14 protein-coding genes are annotated in these 15,129 nt (G+C 67.0%); 9 read left to right on the top strand and 5 right to left on the bottom strand.

Annotated features, from left to right (window positions below):
* From WAS25_RS12565 to WAS25_RS12550, 4 genes are all read left to right on the top strand, one after another.
* Entirely contained in the window at positions 1-549 is a 549-nt protein-coding gene (locus WAS25_RS12565) for an AAA family ATPase (protein WP_422312600.1), read from the top strand.
* 91 nt (positions 550-640) lie between these two features.
* Positions 641-2,392, top strand: a complete 1,752-nt coding sequence (locus WAS25_RS12560) for an acyl-CoA dehydrogenase family protein (RefSeq protein WP_422312598.1) — start codon at positions 641-643, stop codon at positions 2,390-2,392.
* A gap of 71 nt (positions 2,393-2,463) precedes the next feature.
* On the top strand, positions 2,464-2,985 hold the full coding sequence (locus WAS25_RS12555; RefSeq protein ID WP_422312595.1) for a PAS domain-containing protein: 522 nt from the start codon (positions 2,464-2,466) through the stop codon (positions 2,983-2,985).
* The gene (locus WAS25_RS12550) at positions 2,960-4,417 is read left to right on the top strand and encodes a methyl-accepting chemotaxis protein (protein WP_422312593.1); all 1,458 of its coding nucleotides are present in this window, start codon (positions 2,960-2,962) and stop codon (positions 4,415-4,417) included. The genes WAS25_RS12555 and WAS25_RS12550 overlap by 26 nt, the downstream gene beginning before the upstream one ends.
* Here WAS25_RS12550 and WAS25_RS12545 read toward each other — a convergent pair whose 3' ends face one another.
* Entirely contained in the window at positions 4,418-5,110 is a 693-nt protein-coding gene (locus tag WAS25_RS12545) for a class I SAM-dependent methyltransferase (RefSeq protein WP_422312591.1), read from the bottom strand. It abuts the gene before it with no gap.
* Positions 5,111-5,244: 134 nt separating this feature from the next.
* Here WAS25_RS12545 and WAS25_RS12540 point away from each other — a divergent pair, with 134 nt between their 5' ends.
* On the top strand, positions 5,245-7,029 hold the full coding sequence (locus WAS25_RS12540) for an acyl-CoA dehydrogenase family protein (protein WP_422312589.1): 1,785 nt from the start codon (positions 5,245-5,247) through the stop codon (positions 7,027-7,029).
* A 70-nt stretch (positions 7,030-7,099) separates the two neighbouring features.
* On the opposite strand, the gene WAS25_RS12535 is transcribed toward WAS25_RS12540, so the two are convergent.
* The 3 genes from WAS25_RS12535 to WAS25_RS12525 all read right to left on the bottom strand — a co-directional run bounded on the left by WAS25_RS12535 (position 7,100) and on the right by WAS25_RS12525 (position 10,568).
* The gene (locus WAS25_RS12535; RefSeq protein WP_422312587.1) at positions 7,100-9,052 is read right to left on the bottom strand and encodes a DUF6600 domain-containing protein; all 1,953 of its coding nucleotides are present in this window, start codon (positions 9,050-9,052) and stop codon (positions 7,100-7,102) included.
* A gap of 92 nt (positions 9,053-9,144) precedes the next feature.
* The gene (locus WAS25_RS12530; protein WP_422312585.1) at positions 9,145-9,813 is read right to left on the bottom strand and encodes a hypothetical protein; all 669 of its coding nucleotides are present in this window, start codon (positions 9,811-9,813) and stop codon (positions 9,145-9,147) included.
* On the bottom strand, positions 9,789-10,568 hold the full coding sequence (locus tag WAS25_RS12525; RefSeq protein ID WP_422312583.1) for a TatD family hydrolase: 780 nt from the start codon (positions 10,566-10,568) through the stop codon (positions 9,789-9,791). Before WAS25_RS12525 ends, WAS25_RS12530 begins: the two co-directional genes overlap by 25 nt.
* Before the next feature lie 135 nt (positions 10,569-10,703).
* Here WAS25_RS12525 and moaA point away from each other — a divergent pair, with 135 nt between their 5' ends.
* Together moaA and mobA are read left to right on the top strand one after the other, a co-directional pair.
* Positions 10,704-11,750: a GTP 3',8-cyclase MoaA gene (gene moaA / locus WAS25_RS12520; protein ID WP_422312581.1), complete on the top strand. Its 1,047-nt coding sequence runs from the start codon at positions 10,704-10,706 to the stop codon at positions 11,748-11,750.
* Positions 11,747-12,319: a molybdenum cofactor guanylyltransferase gene (gene mobA / locus WAS25_RS12515; RefSeq protein ID WP_422312579.1), complete on the top strand. Its 573-nt coding sequence runs from the start codon at positions 11,747-11,749 to the stop codon at positions 12,317-12,319. The genes moaA and mobA overlap by 4 nt, the downstream gene beginning before the upstream one ends.
* Here mobA and WAS25_RS12510 read toward each other — a convergent pair.
* Positions 12,316-12,693 carry a (2Fe-2S) ferredoxin domain-containing protein gene (locus tag WAS25_RS12510; RefSeq protein WP_422312577.1) on the bottom strand — a complete coding sequence of 126 codons (378 nt, stop codon included), beginning with the start codon at positions 12,691-12,693 and terminating at the stop codon, positions 12,316-12,318. The two genes, mobA and WAS25_RS12510, sit on opposite strands and share 4 nt — an antisense overlap.
* Positions 12,694-12,982: 289 nt before the next feature.
* On the opposite strand from WAS25_RS12510, the gene WAS25_RS12505 reads away from it, so the two are divergent.
* Together WAS25_RS12505 and WAS25_RS12500 are read left to right on the top strand one after the other, a co-directional pair.
* Positions 12,983-13,312 (top strand): c-type cytochrome, encoded by a 330-nt coding sequence (locus WAS25_RS12505; protein WP_422312575.1) that lies wholly within the window; start codon positions 12,983-12,985, stop codon positions 13,310-13,312.
* Positions 13,313-13,365: 53 nt separating this feature from the next.
* Positions 13,366-15,093: a DUF3373 family protein gene (locus WAS25_RS12500; RefSeq protein WP_422312573.1), complete on the top strand. Its 1,728-nt coding sequence runs from the start codon at positions 13,366-13,368 to the stop codon at positions 15,091-15,093.
* Positions 15,094-15,129 lie beyond the last annotated feature (36 nt).

The following is a 15,129-nucleotide window of genomic DNA, read 5'->3' as shown; positions in this document are numbered from 1 at the left end:
ATGAAAGTCGCATTCATTGGCACCCACGGGGTCGGCAAGACCACCCTCTGCTACGAGCTGGCAGCAGCCCTCAAGCGGGAGGGCGTCCACGTGGACATCGTGAAGGAGGTGGCACGGCTGTCGCCCCTGCCCATCAACCAGAAGACCTCCCTGGAGGCGCAGACCTGGATCTTCCTCACCCAGATGGCCGAGGAGATCCGCTCGGGCAGCCAGCATGATGTCCTGGTCTGCGACCGCAGCGTCTTGGACAACTACGCCTACATGATGCTGGCCTCCGGCCGCCAGCTGCCCATCGAGCGGTTCATGCACCACTGGATGAAGAGCTACGACCTGCTCTTCAAGGTGCCCTTCAGCGGGCAACTCGCCGCGGATGGCGTGCGGGACACGGATGCGTTCTTCGCCCAGGCTGTGGACCAGTTGGTGGACAGGCTGCTGGAGGAGCGGTCCCTGCCCCACGAGCGCCTGGAACCGGGCGCCCGCTCCACCTGGATTGAGCGGGTCAAGCAGGTCGTTCTGAACCATCCCAAGGGCCAGAAGCGGCTTATCTGACGTGTTGGTCCTTCGTTTGTGATGCAGTTCTCGGCAATAGGGCTGGAGGGGTCCTGACTCCGGGTAGATCATGGTTGGATTGGAGGCTCCCATGGCTCAGGAAGAGACCCAGCTGGTACGCGGCGGCAGTTTCATGTTCCACCCCGCCGGCACCCTGCCCCAGGCCACGCCGGAGGAGAACAGCGAGGAGGCCCTGGCCATCGCCGAGGCCGCCCGCGATTTCGTGAACGGCGAGATCCTACCCCGGGACGAGGAGATCGACCACCTGGACCTGGAGCTCACGCGCGACCTGCTGGCCAAGGCTGGGGACCTGGGCTTTCTGGGGATGGAGATCCCCGAGGATTACGGTGGCCTGGACCTGGACAAGAAGACCGCCCTCCTGGTGCTGGAGCAGATGGCCAAGCAAGCCAGCTTCTCCACCAGCTACACCGCGCACACCAGCATCGGCACCATGCCCATCGTCTACTTCGGAAGCCCCGAGCAGAAAGCCAAGTACCTCCCCAAGCTGGCCACAGGCGAGTGGTGCGCGGCCTACGCGCTGACCGAGGCCGGCAGCGGCTCCGACGCCCTGGGGGCCAAGGCCACCGCCGTGCTGCAGGACGGTCACTGGGTGCTGAACGGCACCAAGGCCTGGATCACCAACGCCGGTTTCGCCGATATCTTCGTCATTTTTGCCAAGATCAACGGCAGCCACCTCAGCGCCTTCATCGTCGAGAAGACCGACCCCGGCATCAGCACCGGGGCCGAGGAAAAGAAGATGGGCATCAAGGGCAGCTCCACCCGTACCGTCATCCTGGAGAACTGCCGCATCCCCGAGGACCGGCTGCTGGGCGGCAAGGGCAAGGGCGCCCGCATCGCCCTGGGCATCCTGAACGTGGGCCGCTTCAAGCTGGGCGCCAGCTCCGTGGGCGCCGGCAAGCGGGTGCTGGAATACACCCTCAAGTACGCCGGCGAACGCACCCAGTTCGGCAAACCCCTCAACGCCTTCGGCCTCATCCAGCAGAAGCTGGCCAACATGGCCATGCGGATCTTCGTGGGCGAGAGCATGAGCTTCCGTACCATCGGCTACCTGGACGAGGCCCTGGCCCTCACGAGCTGGGAGAGCGAGACCGGCGGCGCCGACAAGATGAAGGCCATCGACGAGTACGCCATGGAAGCCTCCATGTCCAAGGTCTGGGGCAGCGAGGCCCTCTTCGCCACGGCGGACGACGCCGTGCAGTCCTTCGGCGGCGCGGGCTTCAGCGCCGAGTACCCCCCTGAGAAGATCTACCGGGACTGCCGGATCAACCGCATCTTCGAGGGCACCAACGAGATCAACCGTCTGCTCATCGCCCAGACCTTCCTCAAGCGCTGCAGCGGCCTTGATGGCCTGCCCCTGGCCACAGCCGCCTCGGGCCACCTCGACCTGCCCAAGGATGCTCTGCTCCGCACCGTGGCCCTGTCCAAGGCCCGGGCCCTGAAGGTCATCGCCCTGGCCCAGGGCCTGCATGGACCGAAGATCCTCGACAACCAGGAGGCTGCGGCCCGCATCGCCAACATGCTGCTGGAGATCTACGCCATGGAAGCCGCCGTGGTCCGCGCCCAGAAGATGGCCGCCATCGGCCACCGCTGGTCCAACCTGGCTCTGGATCTGGCCATGGCCTACGCCCAGGAGGCCTGGAACCGCGTCCAGGCCGAAGCGCGCATGCTGGCCGCGGAGCTGGCCTCGGACACAGTGCTCGACACGCTGGTGGCGGATCTCCTCGCCATGCAGGCCCCCGCCCCCGTGGCCCTGTCTGCGGTGCGTCAGCGCATCGCCCAGGCCATGGTGGACCAGGGCAGGTATCCGATCTCCGCGGTCTAGTCCGCCGGGATCCCCAAAACTCAGGGTCAGGGGGTTCACCGCCCGATAACGGGAGGGTGGAGATCCCCCAAATGAGCGCTAGGCCCCAACCCACTCAGCACGAGAAGGTCCTGGGCGAGGACGACTTCATCGTGTCCAAAACCGACCTGAAGGGCGTCATCACCTACGGGAACCGCATCTTCATCGAGATCTCGGGCTATTCCGAGCGGGAACTCCTGGGCGCCCCGCACAGCATCCTGCGGCATCCCGACATGCCCCGGGCCGTGTTCAAGCTCCTCTGGGACACCATCCAGTCGAAGCAGGAGATCTCAGCCTACGTGAAGAACCTCGCCAAGGACGGCAGCTTTTACTGGGTCTTCGCCAACGTGACGCCCTCCTTCGACACCCATGGCAACCTCATCGGCTACTACTCGGTGCGTCGGAAGCCGAGGTCCGAGGCCATCCAGGCCGTCGATGGCCTCTACCGCACCATGCTCGAGGCCGAGCGCAGGGCCGGAGACGGCCAGGCCGGCATGAAGGCCTCCACGGCCATCCTCCATCAGCTTCTCGAACAGAAGGGCGTGAGCTATGAAGAATTTGTCTTTGGGCTCTAGGCTCCACTACATCATCGCCCTCTCCCTGGGGCTGTTCCTGCTCTTCGGACACCTGGCCACCGGGGCCAGTCGGCTGACGCCTTGGGCATGGGCCGACTTCGTCGCCACGGCCCTCCTGCTCGCCCTTGCCCTCTATTCGATCCACCGCATCCAGAAGGCCATCGCCGGCCTGACCACACTCGTCAGAGAGGCCGCCCGGGGCAACCTCGACCCGCGGGTCACCGGCATCAAGCGGGGCGCGGCCACTGGCGAGTTGGCCTGGGCCGTGAATGATCTGCTGGACCAGCAGGAGGCCTACTTCCGGGAAGTCCTCTCGGCCTTCGATCACGCCACCCGCGGGCAGACCTACCGGCTGGCCATGGACCAGGGGTTGCACGGGTCCTTCAAGGACGCCATGGTCCGCGTGAACGTGTCCGTGGAAAGCCTTGGCCAGGTGCAGCAGATGGCCATCAAGGAGAAGCTGATCGCACGGATCACCGATCTGAACTCCGGGAACCTCATCTCGAACCTGAAGTCCATCCAGGAATACCTGATGGACATGACGCAGGAGCTCAGCATCGTGGGCCAGATCTCGAACGAGACGGCCCGGGACGCCGAAGGCAGCCGCGCCACCATCGAGGACCTGGTGGCGAACCTCAACCAGGTGGCCGAGATGATCTCCCGCACCAACGCCCAGACCACCCTGCTCCACGAGAAGGGCGAGGAGATCAACCAGATCGTCCAGGTGATCACCGATGTAGCCGATCGCACCAACCTGCTGGCCTTGAATGCGGCCATCGAGGCCGCCCACGCCGGCGAGATCGGCAAGGGCTTCGCCGTCGTCGCCGAGGAGGTGCGCACCCTCTCGGAGAACACCAAGGATGCCGCCGCTTCCATCGCTGCCACGATCGAATCCTTCAGCGAAGCCACCAGCCGGATGATCAAGGATTCCGAACAGGTGAAGGACATCGCCGAGGGCAGTCGGAACGCGGTCACGGAGTTCCGGTCCCAGGTGCTCAAGTTCGCCGACTCCGCAAAGACCTCCCTCGTGCAGATCAACAAGGCGCAGGACTTCAGCTTCGCGTCCCTGGTCAAGGTGGACCACTTCCTCTTCAAGCAGAACGGCTACCGGGTGATCCATCAGGGCGCCCACTCCGCCGAATCCCGTGCCATCCAGACCGATCACCGGGGATGCCGCCTGGGAACCTGGTACTACGAGGGCCAGGGCGCCGAGATGTTCTCCCATGTCCCCTCCTACAACCGGCTCGAAGCCCCCCACGCCCGCGTCCACCAGCATGTCCAGGAGGCCGTCGGCCTGCTGGCCACCGGGTGGGAGACCGATCCCGAGGTCCAGAACCGCATCTACGGGCACTACGAGGCGGCCGAGCGGGCCAGCGAGGAAGTGGTCCAGGTCCTCGACCGCATGGTCGACGAGCGGCACCGCGCCATCTGACTATTTCACCCCGGTATGCAGGGCCACGATGCCCCCCGTGAGGTTCGTCCAACGGACCTCGCGGAAGCCCGCGACCTCCAGCTCCGCAGCCAAGGCCAGCTGATCGGGAAAGGTCCGGATGCTCTCCGGCAGGTAGCTGTAGGCCGAGGCGTCCCCGCTGATCCACCCCCCGATGCGCGGCAGGATGCGCAGGCTGTACCAGTCATAGAGGGCCTTGAGGCCGGGCAGGACCGGGGCGCTGAACTCCAGGATCGTCAGCTGCCCGCCGGGGCGCAGCACCCGCAGGAACTCGGCGTAGGCCAAGCTGCGGTTCTCTACATTCCGGATGCCATAGCAGATGGTCACGCCATCGAAGGTGGCCTCCCGGAAGGGAAGGCGCTGGGCATCGGCATCGCTGGAGGCCCAGATCAGCTTGGCGAAACCCTTCTGCGCAAACTTGGCCGGCCCCAGGCGCAGCATGGCATGGGTGAAGTCCGTGCTGACCACTTCCGCCCCGCGCCGGGCGAGCGCCAGGCTCGAGTCCCCTGTGCCCGCCGCCACGTCCAGGAACCGTTTCCCAGGGGCAGCGCCGCTGGCCCGGGCCATGCGCCACCACCACCAGAAATCCGCCCCGCCTGACAGGACGTGATTCAGGAGGTCGTACCTCCCGGCGATGGCCGAGAACATCTGCTGCACTTGCCTGCCTTCCGGCATCCAACCTCCATGGTCTCTCCATTGAAGCAGAGACCGCTCCTACCCGAAGTATCCACGCCGTTGACCGAAGGTAGAGGCTAGGCAAGCGGCCTCCGGCCTTCCATCTTGAACCCAACCCAATCCGGAGGACCGAGATGAGCCACGCTGCTGCAGAGCAGGTCAAGGGAGGCAGCTTCCTGCTGACCCCCATCGGGGCGATGCCCCAGTTCACGCCCGAGGAATTCGGCGAAGACGCCAAGGAATTCGCCCGGGCCGCCCGGGACTTCATGCAGGGCGAAGTCCTGCCCCAGGACGAGGCCATCGACAAGCTGGACCTGCCGCTGACCGTCGCCCTCATGAAGAAGGCGGGTGAGCTGGGTCTGCTCGGCCTGGAGATCCCCGAGGCCTATGACGGCATGGACGTGGACAAGCGCACCGCCATGCTCGTGCTGGAGGAGATGAGCAAGCAGGGTAGCTTTGCCGTAACCTACAGCGCCAACACCGGCATCGGCACCCTGCCCATCGTGTACTTCGGCACCGAGGCCCAGAAGCGGGCCTACCTGCCCAAGCTGGGCACCGGCGAGTGGCTCGCAGCCTATGCCCTCACCGAGGCCGGCAGCGGCTCCGACGCCCTGAGCGCCAAGGCCACCGCGGTGCTCGACGGCGACCACTGGGTGCTGAACGGCACCAAGATGTGGATCACCAACGCCGGGTTCGCCGATGTCTTCATCATCTTCGCCAAGGTGGACGGCCAGCACTTCAGCGCCTTCATCGTCGAGAAGAGCGATCCCGGCATCAGCACCGGCGCCGAGGAGAAGAAGCTCGGCATCAAGGGCAGCTCCACCCGCACCGTGATTCTCGAGAACTGCCGCATCCCCAAGGACCGGCTCCTGGGCGAGATCGGCAAGGGCCACAAGATCGCCTTCGGGATCCTCAACATCGGCCGCTTCAAGCTGGGCCTGGGCAGCCAGGGCGGCATGAAGCGGATCCTCGAGTACGCCATCCGGTACACCACGGAGCGCCAGCAGTTCGGCAAGTCCATCAACTCGTTCGGCATGATCCAGCAGAAGCTGGCGGACATGGCCACCAAGATCTTCGTCCTCGAGGCCCTGAACTTCCGCACCATCGGCTACATCGATGAGGCCCTGCACGCCACCAGCTGGGACAGCCCCACCGCCGGCGCCGACAAGATGGCCGCCATCGACGAATACGCCATCGAGTGCAGCATCTCCAAGGTCTGGGGCAGCGAGGCCCTCTTCTTCGTGGCGGACGAGGCCGTTCAGGCCTACGGCGGATATGGATTCAGCGCCGAGTACCCGCCCGAGAAGGCCCTCCGCGACTGCCGCATCAACCGCATCTTCGAAGGCACCAACGAGATCAACCGCCTGCTCATCGCGGGCACCCTCCTCAAGCGCGCCATGAAGGGCGAGCTCCCCCTCATGCAGTTCGGCCAGCAGGTGGCCAAGGAGATCGCCAACCCGATCAAGGCTGATGCCTTCACGGGCCCCTTGGCCCGTCTCAAGCACGGAGTCGAACTGAGCAAGCGCCAGTGCATGCTGGCTGCCGGCCTCGCCGTGCAGGTCCTGGGTCAGAAGCTGGTGGACAACCAGGAGGTCATGGCCCGCATGAGCAACATGCTCATGGAGATCTACGCCATGGAGAGCGCTGTGGTGCGGGCCGAGCGGATGCTTGAGGGCGGCCATCGCTGGGCCCAGATCGCCCGCGACATGACCGAGCTCTACGTGAACGAGAGCTGGCACAAGGTGCATGGCGACGCCCGCATGCTCTGCGCGGACGTGGTCGAAGGCGAAGCCCTCCGTCATGCCCTGGCCGGAGTGAAGGCCTTCACCGAGTTCCACCCCACCAGCAGCGCCCGCCTGCGAGGACGCATCGCCAGCGAGCTTATCCAGAAAGGGATCTACCCGATCGAGGTGGCCTGATCGTAGGCGCCTCGCGCCGACGCAAGAAGAAGGGCCCCGTTCGGGGCCCTTCTTCTTGCTCTAGGTTCATTCAGCGACGGAACTCGCGCGGTCCCTCGCTCTTGCGCTCCTCGCGGGGCTTTTCCGGCTTGGGGGCGGGTCGGCTTTCGCGCTCGGCGGCCTTGGGGGGGTCCGGGCGACGCTCCTCACGGGGGCGGGGCTCCGGGCTGCGTTCACGTGGGGCCGGCTCCGATCGCCGTTCTTCTATGATGCGAGGCCGGTCCTCACGATCAAACCGGGGGCGCTGTTCGGATGGGCGCTCCCGCGGTGCGGGTTCCACCGATTTTTCGGGGAGGGGCCTGGGCTCCGGACGGCGTTCCTCGGGGCGGGGCCGCGGCTCGAACGAACGCTCCTTCGGCGCGGACTCGGGGCGCCGCTCGTCCACCCGCGGCCTGGGTTCCACGGGACGCTCCCGGGGCCCTTCGGCCTGGGGGCGAGGTTCCATGGGCCGCTCGCGGGGCACCTGGCCGGGGCGCTTCTCCTCGGTGCGGGGCCTCGGCTCCACCGGGCGTTCCCGGGGCAGCGTGCGTTCGCCTGAACCGGCCCGGCTGCGATCCTCGAAGGGTGTGCGGGCTGGAGGGGTGGACGGGGTGCCGGGGCGGGCATCGACCGGGCCTGCGGGCCGGAGGTCGCGGCGGATGACCACGCGCCCCGTGGTTTCCCGCGCCTGCCGTTCGTAGGTCACCATCCGTTCCCGGTGCACCTCCCGCTGGAAGGCGACCTGGATCTGGCCGGGATTCCGGAACTCGGCATGCGAAACGATGAGGGGCGCGCGCCGCCAGGGGGGGCGCAGGTCGCGGCCGCCGCCCGTCCAAGCGGTTCCTCCGCTGCCGCCGTTGAAGTTGCGAAGCACGGTGACATCGTTGTGGAGGTGACGGTGGACATGGCCCACGTTGATGTTGACCACGGCCACCACGTTCCAGGCGTATCCCCCGCGCCAGGCGCCGTAGCCCCAGTGGCAAGGCGTGTTGTAGTAGCCGAGGGGGGCCCATCCGTAGTAGCCGGGGGTGTGGTTCCAGGCCACCCAGGCGGGGCTGTAGTGGATGCCGGGGATCCAGCACCAGCCAAGGCCCGCGCCCCAGTGCCAGCGCCCGTGGTGGTAGGCCACGTAGGCCCAGGGTTCATCGGACACCCAGGTCATGCCGCCGGCATAGGGGGCCCAGCGGCCCTGGTAATAGGGCCGCCAGTCCTCGGCGACGCCATTGGGCTGCCAGACCCAGCCGAACTCCTCGGACTGCACCCAGCGGCCATGGTTGTCGAGCTCATCGGCGTAGTAGCGGATCTCCGAGGGGACCCGGTCCCAGCTCTCGCCGCGCTGGACGATGACCGCCCGGTCGCTCCAGCGGTCGAACTCGTCGCCGTCGTAGGTGTTGAAACCACGGACGCGGTCCAAGCCATCCTGAGGGCTGTATACGGTCAGCCGCTCCCCGGCGGTGACGCGGGTCTCATCCCTCTCGTTGGTGAAGGTGACGCGGCCACTGTGGACCTTCAGGCGCACCACCTTGTCGCGCTCAGCCTCGAGCGTGAAGCCGCCCTTGTCGAAGCAGGTGGCCGTACCCGAGGGCGTGTCCACCCGGAAGCGCAGGTCGGACTGGCCGCCCAGGAGGATGCGGACCCGGCCGTAGTCCAGGCGGAGCAGCACCTGCTTCTCGCCCTTGCGGTCGGTGAAGAGGGCGGCCACGGTGAACCGGGTCGCGCCACCGAAGGCCACGCGGGTGCCGTCGCCCAGTTGCAGAACGCCACGACCGCGGCTTTCCACTACATCGCCCTCAGCAACGGGGGTGCCCCGGGTCAGAGTCTCGTCCAGGTCACCCTTGCGGATGCGGACCTCGCCTTCCAGGGCCCGCACCATGGCGTAGCGCTCAGGGGCTTCGCCTTGGTAGGTCTCATCTTCGTCGGGCATGGGTGCCTGCGGCCCGGCCACGAGAATCGCGGCGGGCAGAAGCAGGGCGGCAAGTCGGGAGTAGGAGAAGGTCGAGTGCATGGTCCCTCCGCGGGTTGGATGCCGGCTCCCAAAGGATCGGTTCCCAGGATGGAGACTGCCAGGGTCGTGCCAACTGGCAAACGGCCCTGGGATCAGTCCTTCGGGAAGGGGGCCAAGGCCGAACCGGTCTTGGCGGGACCCGGCCGCGGGCCCAAGCCCGCCAGGCGGGGAAGGAGTCCCATCCAAGGGATGGACCAGCGCCGCGGGGCCCCCTTGTCCACCTCCCCGGCGCTCACCTCCAGCCGATCCGGAAGAAAGCCCAGGTGGAGGTCCCGCCCAGGCGGCAGGGGTAGGTGGATGACCTGGGCCGTGGCCGGGTTCACCACCGTGAGGAAGGCCTCCCCGTCCTCGATGACCCACAGCAGACCCCGCAGGAAGGGGCGGAAGTCCGCCGCTCCCCAGAGCAGCCCGCCCAGTCCCTGGCTCAGGGGCGAGTCCGTGGGGAAGGGCCAGGCGCCGGTGGGTGCCGGCAGGGGAATGCCCCCATCTCGCCAGGCCTTGAGTGGGCGCCCCGGAAGGCCGGTCTGCAACAGGATGATGCCCCGGGCGTTCTTGATGCTGAGGGTCCCGTCCACCGTGAGCCGGGCTTCCACGGGGCCGGACGAGGGCGTCGAATCGTAGGGCACCCTGGACGCAGTGCCACCACTCGACTGCCAGTCCACGGGCTGGAGCCCTTCCCATGGAAGGGGCTGCCGACCCTGGGCCCCCAGGGTCGGTGCGGCCAGGGCCGCGAGGGTCAGGAGGCGGGCGCCCAGCCGCACAGGGCCTCCAGATTCCGGGTGGTCAGCTCGGCGAGTTTCACGGTGGAGATGCCCCGCAGCTCGGCCACGGCCTCGGCCGTGTACCGGACGAAGCCCGGCTCGTTGGGCTTCCCGCGGTAGGGCACGGGGGCCAGGAAGGGCGCGTCGGTCTCCACCAGGATGCGATCGGCTGGGGCCCAGGTGGCCACATCGCGCACCGCCTCGGCCTTCTTGAAGGTGGTGATCCCTGAGAAGCTCAGGTAGAAACCCAGGTCCAGGGCCCGCTGGGCAAAGGCCCGGTCCTCGCTGAAGCAGTGGATGATGCCCCGCACGGCGTCGGCACCCTCCTCCTCGAGGATGCGCAGGGTGGCCTCGGGGGCCGAGCGGGTGTGGATCATCAGCGGCTTGCGAAGGGCCTTCGCCAGGCGGATCTGGGCGCGGAAGGCGGCTTCCTGCTCATCCCTCGGGCTCAGGTCGTAGTGCCAGTCGAGCCCGGTCTCTCCGACAAAGCGCACGGCGGAGTCCTGCAGCAGCTCGCCCAGACCTGTCTCCACCTCCGGACACCAGCTCTTCGCTTCGTGCGGGTGGACGCCGAGGCTGGCCTGGACGCCGGGAGTGCGGGTGGCGAGCGCCAGCACCACCCTGGAATCCTCAAGGTCCGTGCCCACGGCGATGAAGCCGGTCACCCCATGGGATCTGGCCCGCGACAGGGTGGCCTCCACCTGGTCTTCGGCCAGGTAGGAACCAGTCAGATGGCAGTGCGCGTCCACGAGCATGGCCCCATGGTCCCACGAACGCGGGTGGGCGCAGAGCGGGGCCAGGTTCCCAGCACCCTGCTGGCTGTGACCTTGGGCACGATCACGGGCCGGAGCGCGGCGATGCCTGCATCCTGATGGGTGCCAGGAGCCGATGTGTCCCCCCTCTTTGCCACCCCGCCCGAGAACCACCTGCCGCGCATGCTCCGCGTGAAGGATGGCCTGAAGGACGGCCTGGGCCGTGACATCACCTACCTGCGGGTGTCCGTCACCGAGCAGTGCAACCTCGCCTGCGTCTATTGCAAGCCGCGGACCGGAGTGGCCGAGCGCCGGCAGCCTCCGGCCATGAGCCGCAACGAGGTGGTCCAGCTGGTGAAGGTGTTCACCAGCCTGGGTATCCGGAAGGTCCGCCTCACCGGCGGGGAGCCCCTCCTGCGGCGCGACCTGGAGACGATCATCGCGGGCATCAGTCCCGAGGTGGAAGGGCGCGTGCACCTCACCACCAACGGCCTCCACCTAGCCCGGAAGGCCCGGGCCCTGCGCGACGCGGGCCTCGCCGGGGTCAATGTCAGCCTCGATGCGGCGGACCCGGCCTCCTTCGCCCGGCTCACCGGGAAGAACGCGTTGGGCAGGGTCCTCGCGGGACTGGAAGCCGCGCGGTCCGTGGGGCTGAAGACCAAGCTGAATGCCGTGGTGCTCCGCGGATGGAACGAGGATCAGATCCTGCCGCTCACCCGCCTCGCCCAGGCGGGGGGCTTCCAGGTGCGCTTCATCGAGTTCATGCCCTACCAGGGTAACGGCTGGGGACAGGAGCAGTTCATGCCCGCGGCGGAGATCCTCCGCACCATCCAGGAGGGCCTTGGCGCCGAGCTGGAGGAAGAGCCCGTGCTCGGCCTTGAGGAGGGCCCCGCCCGACTGTTCCGGATCCCCGGCAGCACCGGGAAGGTCGGCGTCATCTCCACCCTCAGCGCGGATTTCTGCGATCGCTGCAACCGGGTCCGCCTGACCAGCCAGGGCGCCCTGAAGGCCTGCCTGTTCGGCAACCAGCCCGTGGATCTGCTCGAACCGCTCCGCCACCACGCCACGCACGACGACCTCGTCCGCCTCATCCGGCAGGCCCTGACCGAGAAGCTGGACTGCCACCCCATGCGCCGGGGCGATCAACCCAGGTTCGCCCAGGGCATGTGGCAGGTCGGCGGATGAAAGCCGGGCTGCTGCTCCTGAGCGGCGGCAGCGGGACCCGCATGGGTGCCCCGAAGCACGCCCTGGCCCATCCCGGGGGTGGCTCCTGGGGGGGGCACCTGGTGCGGGTCTTCGCCACAGTGTTTCCCAATGGGCCGGTGCAGGTGCTCGGCGACCCCCTGCCGGACCATCCGGACCTGCCGTGTCTCGAAGATCCCCGCGAAGGCCCCGCCGTGGCCCTTCGCACCTGGGCGGGGCTTGAGAGCCCCGCCCAGGTGGACCACTGGTGGATCGTCGCCTGCGATCAGGTGCGCTGGACCCCGCAGCGGCTCAGGGCCTGGGCGAGGGTCGGCGAAGCCTCAGACCCCAGGAGCTCCTTCTGGGTCATGGCCCTGCACGGCGGCCACCTCCAGCCGCTGGGTGGCTGGCTGCCGGACGGTTTCCGCCCCCAACTTGCCGCCAGCACCGAACGATCCCTGCACGCCCTGGCCTCTCGCCTGCCCCACCTAGCCATACAGAGTGACGGCGCCGAGTGGCTGGACGTGGATACGCCGGGGGAGCGGCAGGTCTGGGAACGCGAGCTGTCTTAACCCAGCCGCTTCCGCACCAGCCGCTCCACAGGCACGCCGCCCTTCAGGTGGCTCTCGATGATCTCGGGCACGTCCGCCGGAGTCACATGGGCGTACCAGATGCCGTCAGGGTAGACCAGCACGGCGGGTCCGATGGCGCAGAAGCCCACGGATCCGCACTGGATGCACTGGATCTCGCCCTCCCGGTTGTGCTTGTAGAAGAGCAGCTGTTCCTCGATGAGCTGGGCCTTGAAGGCCTCCAGCACAGCCTCGGAGCCATTCGCCGAACAGCTCTTGGACGTGCACACCAGGACCTGTCGCCGCAGCGAGGGGCCCATCACCGGTGTGACGGCGGCATCCTGCTCAGGCGTGGGGAGGGAGGCATCGGGGGTCATGGCGGCATCCTTGGGACCCCACCATAACAGCCGCCTGCTCACCCCGCGGAAAGGCCTCCAGTTCCGTGCCAACCAGCGGTTGCGGAATCAAATTACTTTGTGGTTATTTAATTAATAGTGATCATAGTCACGAACGACTTGACCATGCTATCCACCTCTTCATCATCAATGTCGAGCCCCACCCGCGTGGACTTCTCGCAAGCCCTCCGCGGATTGAACGAACCCAGCGCCTCCCCGGCCCGGGATGGCGTTGCCCTGCCTCCCATTTTCCCCAGAAAGGATGTGCTCCATGCGGAACACCCTCAGGCTCCTCGCCCTCCTCGCCCTCCTCGCCGCCCTCGTGGCGCCCCTGGCCGCCGAAGGCGGCAGCGACACCAAAGGCAAGTTCTTCTTCAAGAAGACCTGCAAGTCCTGCCACGCCCCCAATGGCACAGCCAAGGAGGTCACCCCCCTCTCCAAGACCCAGGCCCAGTGGAAGGCCTACTTCGCTGCCGGCAAGCACAAGAAGGGTACCGAGAAGCTCGACACCGTCCTGAAGCCCGAGCAGGTCAAGGACGTGCAGACCTTCCTGGTGAATCACGCCTCCGATTCCCCGCAGCCCGAAACCTGCGGCGGCTGATCGTTCTAGAGACACCTCCCCCTTCCCTGAATCCCACCCCCGGAGAACACCCCATGAACTCCCGAGTCATGCTCGCCCTGGTTGCCCTCATGGCCCCCGTGGCGCTGAGCGCCCAGTCCAATGCAGACCTCCAGAAGCAGATCGAACAGCTGAAAGTGCAGCTGAAGGCCGTCGAGGAGAAGGCCGCCGCCGCCCAGGAGATCGACACCCGCCTCGTCAAGGTCGAGACCAAGGTCGCCGGCGACAACATCCAGTGGGGCGGCGACCTCCGCACCCGCTTTGAAAGCAGCAAGTGGACCTTCAAGCCCTACCAGGCCTTCATGGGCTTCGCCCAGAGCGCAGGCGCCCCATCCGGGATGCTGCCTCCCGGTTATCCGTACCCCTTCATGGCCCTGACCCAGCAGGTCCCCGGCCAGGACTACACGAACTCCGTGCAGTGGTCCACCCGCCTGCGCCTCAAGATGGGCATCACCATCAACGAGCACGCCAAGGTCATGGGCCGCTTGACGATGTACAAGGTCCACGGTGGCGCCGACGTGCCGGTGTTCAACGGCTCACCCAACACCGTGTCCAACTCGTTCAACGATGCCAAGGTCCCCGGGACCGACGTGCTGCGCGTCGAACGCGCCAGCCTGGTCTACGACTTCCCCATGGGCATCCTCTCCATCGGCCGCCAGAACACCTCCGACGGCCCGCCGTTCGAGGTGCGTGAGGGCGGCGAGCGCCAGGCCACTCCACAGGCCCTAGCCGTGAATGCCCTCGTGGACGGCGTCGGTTTCAAGTTCCAGCTCGACAAGCTCGGCCTGCCCGAAGGCACCCTGCTGGGCCTCTGCTACGGCGTGGGTTACGAGGCCGGCTTCGGCGGCGGCGGCAACGTCAAGGCCAATGCCGCCCCCGTGGGCTTCAACTTCACCAACGTGAACTGGACCGCCCAGGGACCTGATGCCACCAAGGCCACCATGCAGGTGAACAGCATCGGCCCCCTCAAGGACAGCACGGTGCTGGGCGTCATGTACGACATGCCCCTGCTCTTCCAGCTCGGCGAGAGCATCCAGAGCGCCAACTTCTACCTGGGCTTCAACCGCTTCGGGAACATGACGGACATCCCCTACGGCAGCACCAACAACTTCCCTGTGCCCGCCATGCCCGGCATGGGCGGCATGCCCAGCACCCAGTACGTCACCGCCACCAACAACCTGGGCGACATGGACCAGTGGACCGCCACCTGGAAGCACAAGATCGGTGACACCTTCACCTACTTCGCCAGCTACGGGCACATCAAGAGCAACCCCAACGGCAAGATGAGCCAGTACGGTGCCTACTGGACCTTCCCCGCCAACATGGGCGGCACCCAGCAGCTCGCCGGCTTCGGCGGCTTGCTCGGCGATGCCACGAAGAGCCAGACCGCCAGCGCCTACTACGTGGGCATGCGCTGGGATCCCATCCAGACCCTCGGGTTCGGGGTCGAGTTCAACCACGGCTCGCCCCGCTGGTTCACCTACAGCCCCGCCACCGGCGAGGCCACGGAGAAGCTCGGCACCCGTGGCGATGTCTGGGAGGGCTACATCCACTGGCAGTTCGCCAAGAACGCCGCCTTCCGCCTGGGCTATCTGGACTACAAGTACAGCCACGCCTTCAGCGGCTGGCACATCTCCCCTGGCCCCGCCATGCCTGGCCAGAGCTGGGAGGACGCCTACGACCTGAGCAAGAACCCGATGCTGCAGTACGGCTTCCCCGCGGCGGTGAAGACCATGTATGCCTCGATCGAAGTGAAGTTCTAAAAAAGCAGGTAGCCAGGGTCGGGGACCGCCATCCCT

It is taken from the genome of Geothrix sp., from assembly GCF_049292215.1.
Classification (GTDB): domain Bacteria; phylum Acidobacteriota; class Holophagae; order Holophagales; family Holophagaceae; genus Geothrix.
This window is presented reverse-complemented; position numbering and strand designations above follow the sequence as displayed.